We start from the raw sequence: 19,798 nt of genomic DNA, 5'->3' as shown, positions 1-19,798 counted from the left end.
GAGTAGGGAATGTTACAACTCCGCCAAAATTGCTTTGACAAATCCTTTGAAATCTTCTTTAATACGTTGTGTAACTTCAACTACTTCTTCGTGATTGAGTTCTTCTTGGAAGCCAGCTGCGTGGTTAGTGATCGCTGAAATTCCCAGTACTTTTAGTCCTGAGTGCACAGCAATAATTACTTCTGGTACAGTTGACATACCAACAGCATCCGCGCCTAAAGTTTGGAAGGCACGAATTTCTGCTGGTGTTTCATAAGTTGGACCTGAGCAACCAAGGTAAACGCCTTCGCTCAATTTGATGTTCAATTTTTCTGCAACTTCATAAGCTACTTGACGGTATTCAGGCGTATAGGCTTTTGACATATCTGGGAAACGTGGACCAAATTCGTCCAAGTTTTCACCAATCAACGGATTGGTACCCGTCATATTGATATGGTCATTGATGAGCATAAGTGTGCCTGGACCAAAACCGATACCACCAGCTGCATTTGTCACAAGGACAGAATGACAACCGAGCGCTTTCATGATACGAACTGGGAAGGTAACAACTTCCATTGGGTTTCCTTCGTAGAAGTGGAAACGGCCTTGCAAGGCAAGAACCTTACGACCTGCCAAGTCGCCGTAAACCAACTTACCAGCGTGACCAACAACGGTTGAGCGACCCCAGTTTGGAATATCTGCATAATCAACAACAATGGCATTTTCAATTTCTTCTGCTAATTCACCAAGACCTGAGCCCAAAATCAGACCAAATTCTGGTGTTGTGATGCCTTTTTCTTGCAAGAAATCACGTGTTTCATAAATTTTTTCTAAAAGTATCATATGGTTTCCTTCAATTTATTTTTATTTCTAAACTATAGTAGATGATAGACTGTCTCAATAGGGCGACAAAGTGCTGCTCCTTTATCAGTCACAACAATCGGGCGATTGAGCAGAGCTGGATGTTGTGCGATAGCAGCAAATAAAGCTTCCTCGCTTATGTGTTCGTCAGCCAAGCCCAAGTCGTCATAGGCCGGCACATCTGTCCGCATAACTGCACGAAGAGGCAAGTTTAATTGGCGGCACAAATCCTTCAACTGTTCTAGCGATAACGGTTCTTCCAGATAAGGAATGACCCGATAAGGACGTTTACTCTCCTCAATAATGGCCAGAACGGCTCGTGACTTGCTACAGTTCGGGTTGTGATAAATCGTCACTTCTGCCATGCAAATGCCTCACTTCTCTACCTTATACATCAATTCTACAAACTGACCATGACGTCTCATTTCCAAGAGTTGCAAATCCTGACTCTCTACCAAATCTTGGTAAAGTGAGATGCCTTGCCCGAGGATAACAGGTGCAAGTGTCACTCGAATCTGGTCAATCAATCCAGCCTTCAATAAACTTGAAAAGAGTGTTCCGCCACCACACAACCAAATATCTCGGCTTGATTGCAATTTCAAGTCTGAAACAAAGGCGTCAGCTGAGCTATTGACAAACTTAACAGTGTCCTGTTCATCCGCTTGTCGGCTGGTAAAAACGTAGTTGGTCTTATCGGGATACGGAAAGGGCTGCATTCGCTCTGCAATCCAGTCATAGGTAGTCCGTCCCATCAACACCGTGCCGATAGATTGGTAAAAGTCCCCATAACCATTGTCCCCTTCGCCTTCAACCGTTTCTAACCACTCAACACTTTCATCGACTGTCGCTAGATAGCCATCGAGGCTCACTCCAAAATAAGCAATGACTTCCGACATTAGATGAGTTCCTTCAAGAAACTCTCACCAATCATAGCTGTGTCTACGCCAAAGTTTTCAGCGATAGTTGCTGAGATGTCCGCAAAATGTCCTACTGGGATGATACCATTTCCTTTAAAGGCTGGTGAATAAGCAAGAAGCGGAATGTATTCGCGAGTATGGTCTGTACCTGCATAAGTAGGGTCGTTTCCGTGGTCTGCTGTAATCAAGAGAAGGTCATTGTCACGCATAGCCGCAATGATTTCAGGCAAGCGTTCATCAAATTCATGCAAGCAATCGCGGTATCCATGTGCATTGCGACGGTGTCCGTACAAGGCATCAAAGTCAACCAAGTTAGTAAATGAGAATCCTTTTTCAAACTCAGGCAATCCCATGGTCTTAATCAAGGTATCCATACCGTGGCTGTTTGATTTGTTGTGGCCCATATCATGATTGATACCAGAACCATTGAAAATATCAGCGATTTTACCAACAGAGTAAACATCTACGCCTGCTTCATCCAATTTGTTCAACACAGTTGGTTGGAATGGCGATACTGCAAGGTCACGACGGTTGGCAGTACGTGTGAAGTTACCAGGTGTACCAACATATGGACGCGCAATGATACGACCAAGTAAAGCTGGACGTTCCAAAGTGATAGAGCGGGCAAACTCACAGATACGGTAGAGCTCATCAAGTGGAATAATATCTTCGTGAGCCGCAATCTGAAGCACTGGGTCTGCAGAGGTGTAGATGATCAATTCGCCTGTTTCCATCTGACGAGGTCCAAAATCATCGATAACTGCTGTACCAGAGTAAGGTTTATTGGCTTCACGAATGACTTTACGACCTGAAAATTCTTCAATTTGTGTCAAAATTTCTTCTGGGAAACCATTCCAGAATGTATCGAATGGTTCAGTGATATTCAGTCCCATAATTTCCCAGTGACCTGTCATGGTGTCTTTACCAAGTGACACTTCTTCCAATTTTGTCACGTAACCTGTTGGGTTGCTTTCAGCAGGAACTGTTTTGAGGGCTTGTGGGCGAGGAATATTTCCAAGACCAATTTTCGCCATATTTGGCACATCGAGCCCAACTGTTTTTGAAATATGCCCCAAGGTATCTGAGGCACCATCTGGTACACCCGCATTAACAAAATTATTGGCGTCTGGTGCGGCACCAATACCGACTGAATCCAGAACGACTAAGTGAATACGATCAAAAGTTGACATGTTATTCTCCTTTGAATGAAATTAACTTTATTATATCATAAATCCGAACAATAGTCCGATTTGTTTTGGTAGCATTTTCATAAATTCTATTTTTAGAAAGAAAAAGCAGAGATTTCCTCTCTGCTAATGGTTCATTTCTTCTATTTTTTTGCCGTCAGATAAGCCCTTACTTGTGAAATAAAGTAAAGGGAACCCGTTACGACTGCAAATTGATGTTCAGCCAAGTTTTCCGACTGGTCAAGCCACAAACAAAAATCCTCGACTTGCTCAACCTGTGGCGGATATTGCTCGAGCACCACTGCATTTGGATAGTCAAAGCTGGTGACTGTCACCTGGCCAACCTGTGCCAACTGCTCAATCATCTGCTCGGTCGGCTTGGTATCAATGGCAGCAAATAAAATCTTCACTTCCTTGTCCGCATACTGCTGCTGCAACAAGTCACACAAGGCATGGATCGATTCATTATTATGGGCGCCATCAATCATCAAGTTTTCTCGCATGAGCTCTGTCCGACCAACCCAACGACTTGCTGCCAAGCCCTGTTTGATAGTCTCTGGACTAATCTTCTCATAGCCTTTTTCCTGCAAGATTCGACTAACTCGAATGGCAAGCGCAGCATTTTCAACCTGATGATGCCCTGGCAAACCAAGATGGACATTTTCCAGTTGGACTTGTCCATTTTCCTGGTAAGTCTGACCATTTAGCTCAAAGTCTCGGTATAGCTGATAAGGCTGACTATTGGTTTCTTGGCATTTTTCCAGAAAGACCTGACGGACATCTTGGCGCTCTGTCACAAAGACAAAGGGAGTTCCGTCTTTGATAACCGCTGCTTTCTCCTGGGCAATTTCTACATAACTATTTCCAAGGATGTTTTGATGGTCTAGCCCAATCGAGGGACAGACAACTACCAAGGGCTGAAAGACATTTGTTGAATCGAGACGTCCACCTAGACCTGCCTCAACTAAAACAATATCTACCGGCTCCACTTCCGCAAAATAGAGAAACATCATGGCCGTGATAATCTCAAATTCTGTCGCTGGATCTAGACCAGTCTCCTCGGACAAGCGCTCGACGATTGGATAGATGCGTTGCACTAAATTCATCAGTGCTTCTTCAGAAATCATCTGCCCATCTACTGAAATACGCTCCCGAAAATCAACGATATAAGGAGACGTAAAACTGCCTACTTTATAGCCACTAGCCGTCAAAATATGTTGCAAATTGGCAACCGTTGAGCCCTTACCATTTGTCCCAACAATATGGACACCTTTAATTTTATCTTGGGGATTGCTCAATTGTTCTAGCAACCATTCAATTCGCTTCAAGCCTGGTTTTATGCCAAACTTGAGCTTGCTATGGATCCAATCCAAACTTTCTTGATAATTCATTTGTATTATTTTTCTATAATTTTTGGTCCGTCAGGGTAGCCAACGATGACTTTTGAGATGAGTCCGATAAAGAGTCCGTGTTCGACAACTCCCACTGTCTGGTCCAATTCATTTGCCAAGGCGACTGCATCCGGAATTTTTTTCAAATCTAAGTCAATGATGAAGTTTTTCATATCAGTGATGTGACGTTGGCCATTTGTCACACGAAAAGCGGGATGATAACCTTTTTCTTCAAACTTACGGAATAGATTTTCAGCGCCGTATTGCACCACTTCGACCGGCAATTTGAAGGCACCAAGTGTCTCAACAACCTTTGACTCGTCCACAATCCAGATGCAGTCTTTGCTGTTTACAGCCACGATTTTTTCCATGAGGAGAGCCGCACCGCCGCCTTTGATACCATTGAAGTGACCATCTACTTCATCCGCACCATCTACAGTCAAGTCAACGTATTCCACGTCATCAATGGCCTTCAGCGGAATGCCCAAACCTTCTGCCTGCGCATATGTGGCATGGGACGTAGTTACGGCTGTAATCTGCAAACCTTCTTCTTTAACACGACGACCAATTTCTTCCACAAAATAATAAGCTGTTGACCCTGTTCCCAAGCCGACAATCATGCCGTCTCTGACAAATTCAGCAGCTTTGATTCCAACTTGTTGTTTCAAGTTTGACATACGATTTCTTTCTCCTTTATTTTGGCTATTGTTATTCTACCACAAATAAAACTAGATTTCTACCGCTTGGTAAAACGGTTACAAAATCAATTTCTTGTGGTATAATCAGCTTGTAGACTAGAAAAAAGGACGGTCCCATGAATTTCTCACAAAGCATTTTTTCAACGATCAATCGACAAAAAGAGACCTTTACTGAGCTCGAAAACAGCATTGCTGATTATTTTTTAGAGGCTGGAAAACTAGAAAAAGACTTGTCCTCTCAAGCTGTTGCCCAGCGTCTGCATATTTCCCAAGCTGCCCTGACCCGTTTTGCAAAAAAATGTGATTTTTCAGGTTACCGTGCCTTTCTTTTTCAATACCAGAAAGAATTGGCAGATGTATCCAAAGCGTCCTTGCCCCAGATCGAAAAAGAGTTAACCCGTCGTGTTTTTTACGACTATGAGGAGTTAATCCAGCAGACTCAGAAATTAATTGATGAAGACCAGATCCAGCGTATCGCTACGATGATTGAGGAAGCAGAGCGCGTCTACTTCTTCGGACTTGGCTCTTCAGGCTTGGTGGCACGCGAATTTAAGCTCCGTCTCATGCGTCTAGGTGTTGTCTGTGAAGCACTGACTGATCGGGATAGTTTTTCCTGGACTATTAGTATTTTGGATGAAAAATGTCTGGCAATCGGTTTCTCACTTTCTGGCGAGACAAAAGCCATTATCGACAGTCTCTTATCCGCCCAAGAAATGAAGGCAAAAACTATTTTGTTGACTACCGCCCCACCGATTGAAACCCAGAATCTGACTGAGAATGTCAAGCTAGCGTCCGTTTATCACCTCAATTACGGAAATCGCATCTCCCCCCAATTTCCTATGCTCATCCTCCTCGACATCCTCTACGCTCACTTCCGGGAAATTGACCGACCACGTAAGGAAGAAATTTTTAATAGTTATTGGACAAAACCCTATAAACGAATCAAAAAATGAAGCCAAAGTGGCTTCATTTTCTATTTTCCTGCTGAATTTTGAAATGGTAATATGCTCCGAACATCCCTGCTGTATTGCGGTGATGAGCGAAAACAAGCTCGGTCTTATCTGCCAGACTAGAGACCAGATACTTATTGACCGCGACTCGAATTTTTGGTTTCAACAAGGCTTCTTGAGCCATGATACCACCACCTAGAACCACCTTTTGAGGGTTGGTCACATAGCAAATATTGGCAATTCCCTGCGCCAGATAATCTACCATGCGGTCAATGCCTTCAATGCAGTAAGGATTTCCCTCGGTAGCTTCTCTGAAAATCCGCTTGCCGTTCCAATGTTCCTTGCTTTGACCATGCTGGTCTGCGACATATTGTACCAGAGCTGAGGTAGATGCCAAATCTTGGAAGGTACCTCCTGGTAGGTGCATATAGCCAACTTCGCAGGCTGAATTGCTAAATCCATGAAAAACCTGCTTATCAATAACCAGGCAGCCTCCGATACCAGTTCCAATGGTTAGACAGATGGCAATATTCGCTCCCATAGCATTTCCAGACATGACCTCTGCCAAACCAGCACAGTTGACATCATTTTCAATCTCACATGGTATACCTAATTTTTCTTCCAAATCATGCTTGAAACGTGTGCCAGCATAATTTGGAATTTGCGGACCTGAGTAGAAAATTTCTCCCTTATCTGGGTCAACCATGCCTGCTGAAGAAATGCAAATCCCTAGCACTTCATGGTCTTGCTTATAGGAAGCAACAATGTCTGCGACCTTGGCAAGAATGTGCGGACCGCCTAAATGTGCCTGTGTTGGCTTTTCATGTCCCTCAATGAGATTTTCTTCTTCATCAATGAGACCGTATTTTATACTGGTACCGCCGATATCAATTGCGACGTAAACTTTCATGATACACCCACTTTCTAGCTTAACAGAAAGTTTCCTTTGCCTCGCGAATCAATCGAGCTGCTGTCTCAACGACTTCCTTATCTTCATCAATCAGATTAGCTAATGGCGAACGAACTCCGCCTAGTTCCAGTCCTTCATTGATCTTCAAAACAGCTTTAATGACACCATACATATTGCCATGACCACTGACCAAAACAGCGATAATGTCATTGATGGCAAATTGCAATTCACGCGCCTTATCCAATTCCTTATCGGCAATCAATTTGTTTAACATGAGGAAAAGATCTGGCATCGCACCGTAAGTTCCACCGATTCCCGCTGCTGCGCCCATGAGACGACCGCCCAAGAATTGTTCATCTGGTCCATTGAAGACAAGATGGTCAGGACCACCAATGCTAGCAAAGGTCTGAATATCCTGCACAGGCATAGATGAATTTTTCACACCGATAACCCGAGGATTTTTCAACATTTTCCTATAAAGCCTTGGCGTCAATGCGACACCTACTAGTTGTGGGATGTTGTAAATAACAAAGTCCGTATGAGGAGCTGCTTCTGAAATGGCATTCCAGTATGCGGCAATGGCATGCTCTGGCAAACGGAAATAGATTGGCGGGATAGCCGCAATCGCGTCTACACCTAAACTTTCCGCGTGCTTGGCTAGCTCAATACTGTCCTTGGTATTATTGTAGGCTACGTGAGCGATAATGGTTAATTTGCCCTTGGCTAAAGCCATGACTTCTTCCAGCACAATCTTTCGGTCTTCCACGCTTTGGTAAATGCATTCCCCAGAAGAACCATTCACATACAACCCTTGAACACCCTTATCAATAAAATATTGGGTCAAAGCACGTACACCTTGACGACTAATCTCACCAGCCTCATCATAACAAGCGTAAAAAGCTGGCAGGACACCGTGGTATTTGGTTAAATTTTTCATTACTTCTCCAATCTAATACTTAAATACAAATATTTTTCAAGCAGTCTTTCCATGAAAGACACGTAAACATACCCCATAGCTGAAAAACCTATGAGGAAAAGCAGACTCATTCCTAAAAGAAAGGCCAATAATGAGCTGTATAACAGGATAAACAACACTCCAAGAATCCCTATCATCAGAAATGACCAAGGGAAGTTTAAGCAAGTCAGAAAAAATGCTTTTTTAACCAGTTGCAGATTGGTAGATGGTTCTCTAAGAGCTAGAGGATAGAGATAAAAAGAAGTCATGACCGTTAGGAACAAAATAGCTGTGCAAACTAGACGCATTCCTAAACTTACATTGTTTTCCACCTGACCCAAAATCCTCATGTCAAGCAAACAAAACAATACGATGGCAACTTCTCCCAGTCCTAGGAAAAATCCCCGCTTGCTATTTTCTTTGACTGCAGAAAGATAGGCAGGAAAAACAGCAATATGTTGCTCTTCTTTCATTCTCAGCAAGACTTGATAAAGACTCATCTTTGCAATCCCAACTGTGATGATCGGTAGACAAGTCAGGACAAAAAGAATATTAAGAGTAAGAAGATCTAAAACTCGTTCACAGAAACGTACAAAACGATTATCGACTGAAAAAATTTTTTTGACCAATTTATCTGATTTCATATTCGTCCTTTCTTTCACCTATTTCTAATCTAAAAAGACCTTAAAGACACATTTTTCCACTTTTTCACATCCGTTTACACGCAAATTTGGTTGGTGAAGTTCCCCCGGCATAAACAGAGCAAAGTATCCTGAATCCAATTCAAAATCAACAGTGTAGTTACAAGTCGCTGAGGCAAAATCGCGCGCCGCATCATATGGCTGACACTGCTTCTCAAACTCCATACCAAACTTGACTAATTCTCTTCCCTTTCGTAAGAAATGAAGATCAATATAAGATTCATGGTATTCAAATTCTTGAGATGCATGGGTGTTGGTAGTATTCTCTTGCACAAAGAAATATACTAAATCTCCATCAACCTTGTAACTACCAAAATCTAAACTTGCTAAATCATGACTATCTATATAATCAATGGCTGTATCTAAATTAGGATGACGTCCTTTGTATATGTGTAGATTTTCTAAATTGTCAAATATCATAGCATCTCTCTTATCCCTTAACTGCTCCCATTGTGATTCCTTGAGTAAAGGATTTCTGGAAGACAAGGAAAACTGCAACAATTGGTACTGCCGCAAGCGCTGCTCCTGCCATGATTAAACCATAGTTTGTTGCCATCTCAGCTTGCATGGTTGCAACACCAAGTGAAATGGTCAAATTTTGACGAGAAGTCAACATAACCAACTGCATGAAATAGTCATTCCATGTATTGATAAAGGTAAAGATTGCCAAGGCAGCAAAACCAGGTTTAACAATTGGAAAGGCTACGCTGATAAAGGTGCGTAATTCACCACAACCATCAATTTTAGCAGACTCTAACAACTCAGTTGGAATATTTTCGCTGAATTGCTTCATCAAGAATACACCGAATGGCCAACCAACAAGTGGCAAAATAACCGCTGCCAAAGTGTCATGAATTCCCATGAAGTTCACAATCCGTACTAATGGCACCAAAACAACTTGTTTTGGCAAAGCCATCGCTGCAATAAAAAGTGAAAATAGGAATTTTTGTCCATAAAAACGTTTTTTAGCTAGCACATAACCTGCCAATGATGAAGTAATACATACTAAAATCATGGTAACTAAAGAGATGAAAACACTGTTCCACAGCCATTGCCAAGCTGGATTTTGTACAATCAGCTTTTCAAAATTTTCAATGGTCGGTTGTGCAGGCCACCATTGAGGTGGAATAACAATCGTAGCAGGCTGGGCCTTAAAAGCTCCTGTCAAAATCCAATAAAATGGGAAAATGAAGAAGACTGTCAAGAGAGCCAAAATAATCAGTGAAACAATATCAAAAACAGATGTTTTTTTCTTCATACCTAGCTCCTTTCTAATATTCAACATCGTTACCCAAAATCTTGAATTGGGCAAAACTGATAAGGGCAATCAACACTGCTAAGAAAACACCCATAGTGTTCGCATAACCATACTCTGACAACTTAAAGGCTTTTTCATACAAATAATACATAAGTGTACTTGTTGAGTAGTTTGGCCCACCTGAAGTTAATAGTTGAATTAAGGCAAAACATTGGAATGAATTGATTGTCGTAATAATTGCGATATAAAGGGTCGTTGGCAAGAGACTTGGCCACTTAATATTCCAAAATACTTGACGTTCTGTCGCACCATCCACCCGAGCAGCTTCGCAAAGAGAATTATCAATATTTCCCATTGCTGCAATATAAAGAATAATCGGTTGCCCAACTGATGTCGTCAAGAGAATGAGGATAATCGCCATCAAGGCCCAATGTTTGTCACCCAGCCAACTAATATTTTGTGAAATGACTCCTCCTGATTTTAAGAGGAAGTTCAAGATACCTGACAAAGGATCATAGATCCATTTCCAAACTACCGTTACGGCCACACTACCTGTTACAACTGGTAAGAAGAAGACAAAACGATAGAAAGAACGGACAAAAATATTTTTCTCATAGGTTTGTGATGCCACAAAGAGAGAGAAGAATACAACAATAGGTACTGAACCAACAACAATAATCAATGTATTTTTTAACGATTTAATAAAAATCTCATCGTGAAACATTCGAGTATAATTTTCAAAACCGATAAAGGTAAATTCCGTCATCGTGTATTTGAAAAAACTTGTTACAAACCCCATTACCATCGGAGCTAGAACAAATACTGTGAAAAAAATTAAGATTGGTGCCAAAAAGGCATAGGATACAATTGTTTCTCTTAATTTTATCTTACTGATATTCACAGGGAAACCTCCTTATTTTAGGGAAACCCCTTTCCTATTAAACAAGAAAGGGGGAATTGGATTACTTAGCTTTTATAGTTTCATTTGCTTTTTCTGTAAATGTCTTCAAAGCTGACTCCGCTTTTTCATCACCATTTGATACAGATTGAAGCATTGGGAACCAGAGAGTACGCATTTCTGCAAAACCATCAACTGTGTTGTAGTATGGAGAATAGTATTTTGTCCAAGTATTGATAGTTTCCATACGTTCAGTATCATACAATTTGCCATATGAAGTACGGACCGGAAAAGCTCCTGTACGAACTACGTCTTTTGGACCCCATTCTTTGTCATCTGCGATAAACTGAATAAACTTCTTAGCGGCTGCCACTTTTTCTTCTTTACCATTGTTAAATACTGCAAAACCATTGATTAAGTATTCAAGTGCTGGTTTACCTTCGTCAGATGGATAAGGCACTTCTACCACTTCAACTCCACTAGCTTTCAATAATTGACCTTGAGTTCCAACAAAAGCTGGCGCCCAAAGAATTGTAAAGGAAGTTTGACCATTTGCAAAGTTTTGAATATCTGCAGAACCATCAAATTGAGAACCATTCATCAATAATCCATCTTTAATCCAGCCTGCAGCCGTTGACAAGGCTTTAACCATATTTGGTTCGTCAGTTGTGTATTTAGTCACTTCTACATTTGTAATTGTGCCACTGTAAAGATTTGCCAAGAAAGCACGTGAACCTTGGTCACCACCTTGACCATTACTGAAAAGTGAACCTGGAGTGTAACCTTTTTCTTTCAATGCCTTTAAGACTTTTTCAAAGTCAGCTGTTGTCCAACCTTCTTTTACCAAGTCAAGCACACCAGCATCTTTGAGCATTTTCTTGTTCATTGCCATATAGAATGGAGCAGAACTGATAGGGTACATGTACGCTTTATCTCCAGCTTTAGATGCTTGGATAATATTGTCATTGTTAACATCTTTGACAAATTCATCTGTAAAAAGATCATTCAATTCTGCCAACTTACCATTTTTTCCGTATTGAATAATCCGTCCTGGTGCATCAAAGAGAACATCTGGCGCTGTACCTGCTTCAATGGCTGTTGTAATTTTTTCAGGACCTGATGTGAAATCAATTGTTTCAAGTTTGACAGTAATGTCTGGGTTAGCTTTTTCAAAAGCTGCAATGATTTTCTTTTCGTAAGTACCAACACCATCCTCAGCCTTTTCTTGAGTGAAAGTCGGGAATGCCCACCAAGTAATTTCTGTTTTCGAAGAATCTGAAGAATCAGATTTGCCACCTTTGGTAGCGTTTGACGAGCTACCACAAGCCGCCAAAGAGAGAGCCGCAACACCTGCTAACAGTGATAAAACAATCTTTTTTGTTTTCATGTTAAACTCCTTTTATATTTTGTTTTTTGACTAAAATGTTAAAAATTAGTAGCTTCTTCAGACAAATGAATGTCCTATCCTACTTCAACCCTGCTACAAAGCGCTGGGTGATTTCTTTTGGTCGGGTAATGGCGCCGCCGACGACGACTCCACAGACACCGAGGTTTTGAATTTGTTTGGCTTGCTCAGGCGTATGGATTTTTCCTTCTGCAATCACGTCAAGCCCTGCCTGGCACAGTTGCTCAATCAGAGTAAAGTCCGGCCCGTCTACTTGAGTACTGTAGGAAGTGTAACCGGATAAGGTTGACCCTACGAAGTCAACGCCTGCTTCAACAGCAGCAAGACCTTCCTCAAAAGTCGAAATATCTGCCATAATCAACTGATCAGGATATTTTCCCTTGACCGCCTTGATAAAGTCTGCAATTGCTAGTCCATCATAGCGTTCCCGTTTGGTACAATCCATAGCAATGACAGCGATATCCAATTGAGCCAATGCATCCACCTCTGCCATGGTAGCGGTGATAAATGGTTCTTGTGGCGGATAGTCCCTCTTGATAATCCCGATGATTGGCAAGTCCGTTACCGCTTGAATTTCCTTGATATCCCGAACACTATTGGCCCGAATACCTACCGCTCCTCCTTCCTCAGCTGCCTTGGCCAAAAGTGGAATCACTCCACCAGCTTCCGTATACAGGGGCTCGCCTGGTAAAGCCTGACAAGAAACAATAATGCCGCCTCGGACAGCTTCTATCAGGGCTTCCTTGGTCCATTTTTTCATGAGCGCCTCCTTATTTTTTGTTAGCGTTTACATTTTTAATTATAAACAGACGCCCCCAATCCTGCAAGAGCTTTCAGCGTTTTAGATTTTAGTTTTACAATTTGTCTCATCTGCCTCATTCCTTGAAAGTACTTTCAGCCCCAGCTTCAAAATCTTGCAGACGCCGTCCTTTTGCGTTACAATGGAAAGGATAAAGTAAAGGAAACATTTATGAGTATTACAAAAGAATTTGATACAATCACTGCTATTTCAACCCCTCTTGGTGAAGGGGCAATTGGCATCGTCCGTTTGTCAGGTAGCCAAGCCTTTGATATCGCAAATAAGGTGTTTAAGGGCAAAGACATCCATAGTCTGCCGAGCCATACCATCAACTATGGCCATATCATGGACCCCGACAAGCAAGAAATCCTTGATGAAGTCATGGTTTCAGTCATGAAAGCACCGAGAACTTTCACACGCGAAGATGTCATTGAAATCAACACACACGGTGGGATTGCAGTAACCAATGAAATCCTCCAACTGCTCATCCGTCAAGGTGCTCGCATGGCAGAACCTGGTGAATTTACCAAACGCGCCTTTTTAAATGGACGTGTCGATTTGACGCAGGCCGAAGCCGTCATGGACATCATCCGTGCCAAGACCGATAAAGCCATGAACAATGCCGTCAAGCAATTAGACGGTTCCTTGTCCAAACTCATCAACAATACTCGCCAAGAAATTCTCAATACCTTGGCTCAAGTCGAGGTCAACATTGACTACCCTGAGTATGACGATGTTGAGGAAGCAACAACTGAAATTGTTCGAGAAAAAACGATTGAATTTCAGACCTTATTGGAAAATCTCTTGCGCACCGCGCGCCGAGGAAAGATTCTCCGCGAAGGTATTTCCACTGCAATCATCGGACGTCCCAATGTCGGCAAGTCTAGCTTGCTCAACAACCTTCTCCGCGAAGACAAGGCCATCGTGACCGACATTGAAGGAACCACGCGCGACATCATCGAGGAATATGTCAACATCAACGGCGTTCCACTCAAGTTGATTGACACAGCAGGGATTCGCGAAACGGAAGACGTCGTTGAAAAAATCGGTGTTGAGCGCTCCAAAAAAGCCCTCAAAGAAGCCGACTTGGTGCTCCTCGTACTCAATGCCTCTGAAGCATTGACCGACCAAGACCGCATTCTTCTGGAAATCAGCCAAACTAGCAACCGCATTATCTTGCTCAACAAAACAGACCTTGAAGAAAAGATAGAAGCGGATCAGCTACCAGAAGACATCATCCGTATCTCCGTCCTGAAAAATCAAAACATTGATAAAATCGAAGAAAAAATCAATCAACTCTTCTTCGAAAATGCCGGATTGGTTGAGCAGGACGCTACCTACCTCTCCAACGCCCGCCACATTTCTCTCATTGAGCAGGCTGTTCAAGCCCTGCAAGCCGTCAACGATGGACTTGAAATGGGCATGCCTGTCGATCTACTCCAAGTAGATATGACGCGCTGTTGGCAAATTTTAGGCGAGATCACAGGGGATGCCGCACCAGACGAACTCATCACCCAACTCTTTAGCCAATTCTGTCTTGGAAAATAAAAAAAGCAATCACTTTGTGATTGCTTTTTTGCTGCTATTCGCACTTATTTCCCATTCAAATCTACTTTTGGTACTGTTGTAGCAGCATCTTTTGTCGCTTCAAACAGGTCTACTTTTTCAAATCCGAAGGCTGCTGCATAGAGACTAGCTGGGAAACGACGGATTTTTTTGTTGTAACTTGCGGCGACTGCATTGTAATCCTTGCGGGCTACCAAAATCCGATTTTCAGTCCCTTCCAACTCTGTAATCAAGCCAGAAACTTGCTGATTTGATGTCAATTGTGGGTAATTTTCCGTCAAAACGAGAAGTCTAGAAACAGCCGAATCCAACTGGGTTTGTGCTTCTTTGTAGTCTTTTGAGTCGCGACTGCTTGAAGCAATTTTTGAACGCGCATCTGCAATGGCTGTGAAAACTTCTGTCTCATGCGCCATAGCTCCCTTGACAGCAGACACCACATTTGGAATCAAGTCATAACGCCGTTGCAATTGAGTGTCAACATTTGCCTGAGCTGTTTCTACCTCTGTTTGGCTATCGACTAACCCATTGTACTGTCCAATTGCTCCCATTCCCAAAAATACAAGAAGTGCAATCGGCACTAAGATATACCATAATTTTTTATTCATTTCTTTTTCCTTTCCATTAGTTACCAACCCGATGAGGCGCCGCCTCCGCCGCCTCCACCTCCGGACCATCCGCCTCCACCAGACCAAGTGTCATGATCTGAGTCATTGGAAGAACCTGAAGAATTGCTGGCTGATAGCAATAACCACCATAGTAGGTCAGAACCTGACCCGCCTCCGCCACGACCGTTTCCACCACCTTTACCCATAAAGTAAATGACAATGGATACGCCCATAATAATCACAAATATCACCATTCCCAGACTATCATCGCTACCATTCGCTTCTTCAAACTTTTTCAGCTGAGTCTGGGCACGATCCGTGCCGTAAAATTTATCACCAATGGCATCCACGATAAAGCTGACACCAGCATCATAGTCTTGCTCACGGAAGAAAGTCCGTGAATCATCTAATATTCGCTTGGCCTCTACATCTGTCAAGACCGTCGCAGCATTGTCAGAAGACTCAATCCGAAACTTCCGATCCCCCATTGCAATAAAAAGGAGAATCCCGTTATTTGTCCCTGAAAATCCAACCTGCCACTTGCGGAAGACTTCGTTGGCCTGACTTTCTAAGCTACCATCAATATGATCCGTGATATAGACCCCTACCTGCAACTGCTCTTTTGTCGATTCCCAACTGCGATTTTCTTGGTCAATCCGAGCAATAGTCTCCTGAGAGAGAGAACCTGTTTCATCCAAAACTGTTGTCCCGACCGGTCTGTCTGCCACCTTTGCCTCTACATGAATAAAGGAAAAGGCAAAGCAAACTCCGAGCAAGAGACTACAAAACCATATCCACTTCTTTTTCATCGTCCCTCCTTACTAGCGACTAAGAATAGCCGCAACACGCTCCTTCAAGACGGGTAACACTTCTTCTTTGAACCAAGGATTCTTGGCTTGCCAAATGTTATTCCGTGGTGATGGGTGAACGAGTGGGAAATACTCTGGGAGAAAGGCCCTAAAATTCTTCACATTGTCTGTAACCTTGACCGACTTCTTCTGATGCAGATAGTAATGTTGGGCATATTGTCCAATCAAAATCGTCAACTCCAACTCTGACATTTCTTGTAAAATCTGCTGGTGCCACTTATCCGCAAAACCGCTACGAGGCGGCAAGTCTCCCGACTTTCCACTACCCGGAAAGTAAAAATCCATGGGCACCACTGCAATCAATCCCGACTGATAAAACGTCTCCTCATCTACACCCAGCCACTCTCGCAGATTGTCCCCCGATGGGTCCTGAAAATACATCCCAGACTCTTGCGCACGAATGCCTGGAGCCTGACCAACAATGAGAATCCGAGCAGTTCTCGGAGCCTCAAAAAGAGGAAAAATCCCATCTTCTGTAAACAGACGATTCTCTGGATCTGCAATGATGGCTTGCCGAATACTTTCAATGGTCATAACAGCACCTCCAATCTTCACAAAAAGCCAGGCAAACAACCCAGCTTATTGTACTTATAAAGAACCTAGACTAGGATTGGCTTGCTGAAGACCAATCACTGCCTATTTAATCAATTCGTAAATAGCTTCGGCATAGATAGCCGCTGCACGGTAGAGCTCTTCTACATCGATAAATTCATTGGCTTGGTGCATAGTATCTGTATAGCCTGGGAACATAGCGCCGTAGGCAACTCCACGTTCCAAGAGACGTCCAAATGTTCCGCCACCGATGACTTGTTCAAAACCACGAAGACCTGTTTGTTTTTCATAGACATCAAGAAGTGTCTTCACAAGTGGATCTTCCATTGGTACATAATGCGGTGTGTGCTCGTGTTCAGACAAGGTTACTTCAACTACACCTGCTAATTTCACAAGAGCTGCTTTGATGGTTTGAGCATCGGTACCTTGTGGGTAACGGAAGTTAAGAGCAATGGTATTATCCGCTTGTGCTTGGTCAAATGAGAAGACACCCGCGTTCATAGAAAGTGTCCCCATACGCTCATCTGTATGAGCTACACCAAGTGCTTGACCTGCATGGTCTTCAAAGAGAACGTCAGCAGCAACAGCGATGTAGGCCTTGGCAGCACCAGCAAAGTCAAATTGGTTGAGGAATTTCGCCAAGTAGGTTGCCCCATTGATACCTGCTTCTGGGTGTGCACCGTGGGCTGACTTACCAACTAGGGTCAATGTAAAGTGGTCAGCTTCTTGAGTCAAGCTAGCTGACACACCATATTCTGCGGTAAATGCGTCCAATTTAGCCTGTAATTCAGCCTGAGCTCCTTCTGCTGAGAAGACTGCAGTTGCTGACTCAGGAACCATATTTTCACGTAAGCCACCTTTGAATGAATGCAAGGTGAAGCTGCCACCGTTGTCATTTCCAAAGTGAAGGTATTCTGTGATATTTCCTTTTTCACCGTTGATGATAGGGAATTCTGCGTCTGGAGAGAAGCCAAAGTCTGGTTTTGGAAGTCCTACATTTGCAAAGTAGTAATCCATGTCGCCCCAGCCTGATTCTTCATCTGTACCGACTACAAAGCGGACACGTTTTGAAACGGGTAAGCCGAGCTCTTTGATGATTTTCAAACCGTAGTAACAAGCCATTGTTGGACCCTTGTCATCTGATGAACCACGCGCAAAGAGTTTGCCGTCCTTGATGACCGGTTGGTATGGATTCGTATCCCAGCCTGAGCCAGCAGGCACAACGTCCATGTGGGCAAAAATTCCCAACTCTTCTTCACCTTGTCCAAAGGTAAAATGACCTGCATAGTTGTCTACATTGCGTGTTTCGTAGCCATCACGTGCAGCAATTTCCAAGAATTTTTCCAAAGCCTTAACAGGACCAGGACCAAATGGATGTGCAGCATCTGCTTGACTATCATCACGTTCTGAATTGATTTCCAAAAGCGAACACAAGTCTGCCATTAAATCTTCGCGGCGTTTTTCTACTTCCGCTTTAAAATCGACTGTCATAAAATCTCCTTTTCCTAACATGTAATTGATATTATTTTACCATAAAGAAAGCGATTTTTCATGATTTGGTTGCAAAAGATAAAAATTGTTCGGTAAGAAAAAACTCCCACTTACCCTTGCGTAAGCAGAAGTTCTTTTTATCAAATGATACATTTTCATTCTGCCGAGAGAACAAACCTAGTTGGCAACCTTACGGTTGTACTTGTAACCCCAAAAACAAGTACAACGGTAAAGCTGTCAAACATTGCTCTGATTCATCATAAAGTTGCATCATTCTATATCTTTAACCGACAAATGAAATTATATCAAATTTTTTCCAGTCGGTATTACCGGTTTCTTAAATGGTTAATCTGATTTCCTAAACGGTTAAGTATTTTAAATTTTCATTATTTTCCATAAATTTTTCAAAGAAATCAAAAAAACAGTATCGTCTGATACTGTCGGATTTAGTTCTTCTCGGCATCTTCCAATTGGATAACCAAGGTTTGACAAAATTTGAAATCTTCACTAGTTGTACGAAGTAAGATTTGCGGATATTTTTCTAAAATAGTTTTTACGTTCACAAGACCAATCCCTCTATCATGTCCCTTGCTGCTACTGCCATATTGATAAATCTGAGCAATATTTTTTGACTCTGTCAGGCAGGAATTTTCAATAACAACAATTTGCTGGCTTCCTTTTTGAAAAAAAGCAAAGGCGATTTTCTTTTCCTCTGTCAGCATAGCTTCTTCAATGGCATTATCAAAAAAGCTAGCCACGATTAGGATAAAATCAATCAATTCCATCCCTTTTGGTTGGATTTCAGCTGGAATTTCTAAGGAAATTTCAACCCCTTTTTCTCGAGCCTGCATAAACTTAGAAGCCAAGAGACTCTTAAAGGCATTATCCCCTATGTTGACCAATCTTCCTAACTCAAAGCGGGATTCTTGAAAGGGTTTGTTTGAATCTTTCAAGACCCGATTAAATACCTCTTCTACCGTAGCCATATTGTTTTCTGTAATGCCTAGAGTCAGAGTGCGCAAAATATTTGAGTAATCGTGGCGAAAACCTCTCACTTCCTTGTAGAGAGTTTCGATTTGCTTGGTGTAGACATTGAGCTGCTCCATTTGGAGTTTCTTTTGAAAGGACAATTGCTCCTGAATCCGTCTACGGTAAACACGGTCCAATTGATTGACAAAAGACATAAACAAGAGTAAGTAAGCCACAACCACCAGCTGACTATGAATAGTCGTATCTCGACTGTATTTATGAGACACATAGAGCAGGTGTTGGTCTAACATGTAATAAGCAATCATGGAAAAATTCATCCATCGTAAGAATTTATTGCGCTTATCATCGGTAAAGACGGAAGCTACGAGCGAAAAGTCATACTGCCCCAGATGCAAGAAGACAAATAAAAATACCGTCGATAAAATAGAAATCAGTAGGCTAATTCCACCATTCTCCATATAAAACTCCCATGGCAAGCCAACCGCCGGCAAGAGAAAGAGATTGAAAATCTGGTGCACCAAACTATAAAACGTATAGGGAAACAGGGCTGAAAACACGATTTGACTCCGACTTGAATGTGGCTCAAACAAAGAAACAAAGAAAGAAATTTCCAATGGAATCGAATAAATCGGATACCAATCCATCGGAAAAAATACATCCAGTCCCTGATAGACAAGACTAGCAAATACTCTGATTAAAAGCCCGACCACATAGTGCCGAAAAGTATACTGCTTTTTCATGACAGTTGCAATTAAAAAAATCGGGATAATCGTATTGACCAGTAAACTAATATAGGCTAACAGAAGCAACATAATC

The 19,798-nt window shown here is 42.3% G+C and carries 21 protein-coding genes; 2 read left to right on the top strand and 19 right to left on the bottom strand.

Annotated elements, in window-relative coordinates; all coding sequences use genetic code 11:
• Nucleotides 1-12: 12 nt before the first annotated feature.
• The 6 genes from J2T50_RS01995 to rpiA all read right to left on the bottom strand — a co-directional run bounded on the left by J2T50_RS01995 (nucleotide 13) and on the right by rpiA (nucleotide 5,012).
• The gene (locus J2T50_RS01995; RefSeq protein ID WP_253363122.1) at nucleotides 13-822 is read right to left on the bottom strand and encodes a purine-nucleoside phosphorylase; all 810 of its coding nucleotides are present in this window, start codon (nucleotides 820-822) and stop codon (nucleotides 13-15) included.
• 32 nt (nucleotides 823-854) lie between these two features.
• Complete coding sequence (gene arsC / locus J2T50_RS01990) at nucleotides 855-1,205, bottom strand: arsenate reductase (glutaredoxin) (protein ID WP_253363120.1); 351 nt, start codon at nucleotides 1,203-1,205, stop codon at nucleotides 855-857.
• Between the two features lie 9 nt (nucleotides 1,206-1,214).
• Nucleotides 1,215-1,736 carry a dihydrofolate reductase family protein gene (locus J2T50_RS01985; protein ID WP_253363118.1) on the bottom strand — a complete coding sequence of 174 codons (522 nt, stop codon included), beginning with the start codon at nucleotides 1,734-1,736 and terminating at the stop codon, nucleotides 1,215-1,217.
• A complete protein-coding gene (locus tag J2T50_RS01980; RefSeq protein ID WP_253363115.1) occupies nucleotides 1,736-2,947 on the bottom strand; it encodes a phosphopentomutase in 1,212 nt (403 codons plus the stop codon). The genes J2T50_RS01985 and J2T50_RS01980 overlap by 1 nt, the downstream gene beginning before the upstream one ends.
• A 140-nt stretch (nucleotides 2,948-3,087) precedes the next feature.
• Nucleotides 3,088-4,335, bottom strand: coding sequence for a bifunctional folylpolyglutamate synthase/dihydrofolate synthase (locus J2T50_RS01975; protein ID WP_253363113.1), 1,248 nt, complete (start codon nucleotides 4,333-4,335; stop codon nucleotides 3,088-3,090).
• A 5-nt stretch (nucleotides 4,336-4,340) separates the two neighbouring features.
• Nucleotides 4,341-5,012: a ribose-5-phosphate isomerase RpiA gene (rpiA, locus tag J2T50_RS01970; RefSeq protein WP_253363111.1), complete on the bottom strand. Its 672-nt coding sequence runs from the start codon at nucleotides 5,010-5,012 to the stop codon at nucleotides 4,341-4,343.
• A 137-nt stretch (nucleotides 5,013-5,149) separates the two neighbouring features.
• Here rpiA and J2T50_RS01965 point away from each other — a divergent pair, with 137 nt between their 5' ends.
• Nucleotides 5,150-5,986: a MurR/RpiR family transcriptional regulator gene (locus J2T50_RS01965; protein ID WP_253363109.1), complete on the top strand. Its 837-nt coding sequence runs from the start codon at nucleotides 5,150-5,152 to the stop codon at nucleotides 5,984-5,986.
• A 13-nt stretch (nucleotides 5,987-5,999) separates the two neighbouring features.
• Here the strand turns inward: J2T50_RS01965 and J2T50_RS01960 are convergent, their stop codons facing one another.
• From J2T50_RS01960 to J2T50_RS01925, 8 genes are all read right to left on the bottom strand, one after another.
• Entirely contained in the window at nucleotides 6,000-6,893 is an 894-nt protein-coding gene (locus tag J2T50_RS01960; protein WP_253363107.1) for an ROK family protein, read from the bottom strand.
• A 19-nt stretch (nucleotides 6,894-6,912) separates the two neighbouring features.
• Nucleotides 6,913-7,830, bottom strand: coding sequence for a dihydrodipicolinate synthase family protein (locus tag J2T50_RS01955; protein WP_253363105.1), 918 nt, complete (start codon nucleotides 7,828-7,830; stop codon nucleotides 6,913-6,915).
• Nucleotides 7,830-8,492, bottom strand: coding sequence for a YesL family protein (locus J2T50_RS01950; protein ID WP_253363103.1), 663 nt, complete (start codon nucleotides 8,490-8,492; stop codon nucleotides 7,830-7,832). The genes J2T50_RS01955 and J2T50_RS01950 overlap by 1 nt, the downstream gene beginning before the upstream one ends.
• Before the next feature lie 24 nt (nucleotides 8,493-8,516).
• On the bottom strand, nucleotides 8,517-8,969 hold the full coding sequence (locus tag J2T50_RS01945; RefSeq protein ID WP_253363101.1) for a NanQ anomerase/TabA/YiaL family protein: 453 nt from the start codon (nucleotides 8,967-8,969) through the stop codon (nucleotides 8,517-8,519).
• Between the two features lie 10 nt (nucleotides 8,970-8,979).
• Complete coding sequence (locus J2T50_RS01940; protein WP_253363099.1) at nucleotides 8,980-9,807, bottom strand: carbohydrate ABC transporter permease; 828 nt, start codon at nucleotides 9,805-9,807, stop codon at nucleotides 8,980-8,982.
• 13 nt (nucleotides 9,808-9,820) lie between these two features.
• Nucleotides 9,821-10,708: a carbohydrate ABC transporter permease gene (locus tag J2T50_RS01935; protein WP_253363097.1), complete on the bottom strand. Its 888-nt coding sequence runs from the start codon at nucleotides 10,706-10,708 to the stop codon at nucleotides 9,821-9,823.
• 61 nt (nucleotides 10,709-10,769) lie between these two features.
• The gene (locus tag J2T50_RS01930; RefSeq protein WP_253363095.1) at nucleotides 10,770-12,092 is read right to left on the bottom strand and encodes an ABC transporter substrate-binding protein; all 1,323 of its coding nucleotides are present in this window, start codon (nucleotides 12,090-12,092) and stop codon (nucleotides 10,770-10,772) included.
• A 79-nt stretch (nucleotides 12,093-12,171) separates the two neighbouring features.
• The gene (locus tag J2T50_RS01925) at nucleotides 12,172-12,870 is read right to left on the bottom strand and encodes an N-acetylmannosamine-6-phosphate 2-epimerase (protein WP_253363093.1); all 699 of its coding nucleotides are present in this window, start codon (nucleotides 12,868-12,870) and stop codon (nucleotides 12,172-12,174) included.
• Between the two features lie 210 nt (nucleotides 12,871-13,080).
• Between J2T50_RS01925 and mnmE the strand changes: the two genes are divergently transcribed.
• Nucleotides 13,081-14,457 (top strand): tRNA uridine-5-carboxymethylaminomethyl(34) synthesis GTPase MnmE, encoded by a 1,377-nt coding sequence (mnmE, locus tag J2T50_RS01920; RefSeq protein WP_253363092.1) that lies wholly within the window; start codon nucleotides 13,081-13,083, stop codon nucleotides 14,455-14,457.
• 44 nt (nucleotides 14,458-14,501) lie between these two features.
• On the opposite strand, the gene J2T50_RS01915 is transcribed toward mnmE, so the two are convergent.
• The 5 genes from J2T50_RS01915 to J2T50_RS01895 all read right to left on the bottom strand — a co-directional run bounded on the left by J2T50_RS01915 (nucleotide 14,502) and on the right by J2T50_RS01895 (nucleotide 19,794).
• On the bottom strand, nucleotides 14,502-15,080 hold the full coding sequence (locus tag J2T50_RS01915; protein ID WP_253363090.1) for a LemA family protein: 579 nt from the start codon (nucleotides 15,078-15,080) through the stop codon (nucleotides 14,502-14,504).
• Between the two features lie 20 nt (nucleotides 15,081-15,100).
• Nucleotides 15,101-15,889, bottom strand: coding sequence for a TPM domain-containing protein (locus tag J2T50_RS10520; protein ID WP_301282787.1), 789 nt, complete (start codon nucleotides 15,887-15,889; stop codon nucleotides 15,101-15,103).
• Nucleotides 15,890-15,901: 12 nt separating this feature from the next.
• Nucleotides 15,902-16,483 carry a uracil-DNA glycosylase family protein gene (locus J2T50_RS01905; protein WP_253363088.1) on the bottom strand — a complete coding sequence of 194 codons (582 nt, stop codon included), beginning with the start codon at nucleotides 16,481-16,483 and terminating at the stop codon, nucleotides 15,902-15,904.
• A gap of 102 nt (nucleotides 16,484-16,585) precedes the next feature.
• The gene (gene pepV / locus J2T50_RS01900) at nucleotides 16,586-17,992 is read right to left on the bottom strand and encodes a dipeptidase PepV (protein ID WP_253363085.1); all 1,407 of its coding nucleotides are present in this window, start codon (nucleotides 17,990-17,992) and stop codon (nucleotides 16,586-16,588) included.
• Nucleotides 17,993-18,438: 446 nt separating this feature from the next.
• Nucleotides 18,439-19,794, bottom strand: a complete 1,356-nt coding sequence (locus J2T50_RS01895; protein WP_253363083.1) for a sensor histidine kinase — start codon at nucleotides 19,792-19,794, stop codon at nucleotides 18,439-18,441.
• Nucleotides 19,795-19,798 lie beyond the last annotated feature (4 nt).

The organism is Streptococcus gallinaceus (assembly GCF_024170225.1).
Lineage (GTDB): Bacteria > Bacillota > Bacilli > Lactobacillales > Streptococcaceae > Streptococcus > Streptococcus gallinaceus.
This window is presented reverse-complemented; position numbering and strand designations above follow the sequence as displayed.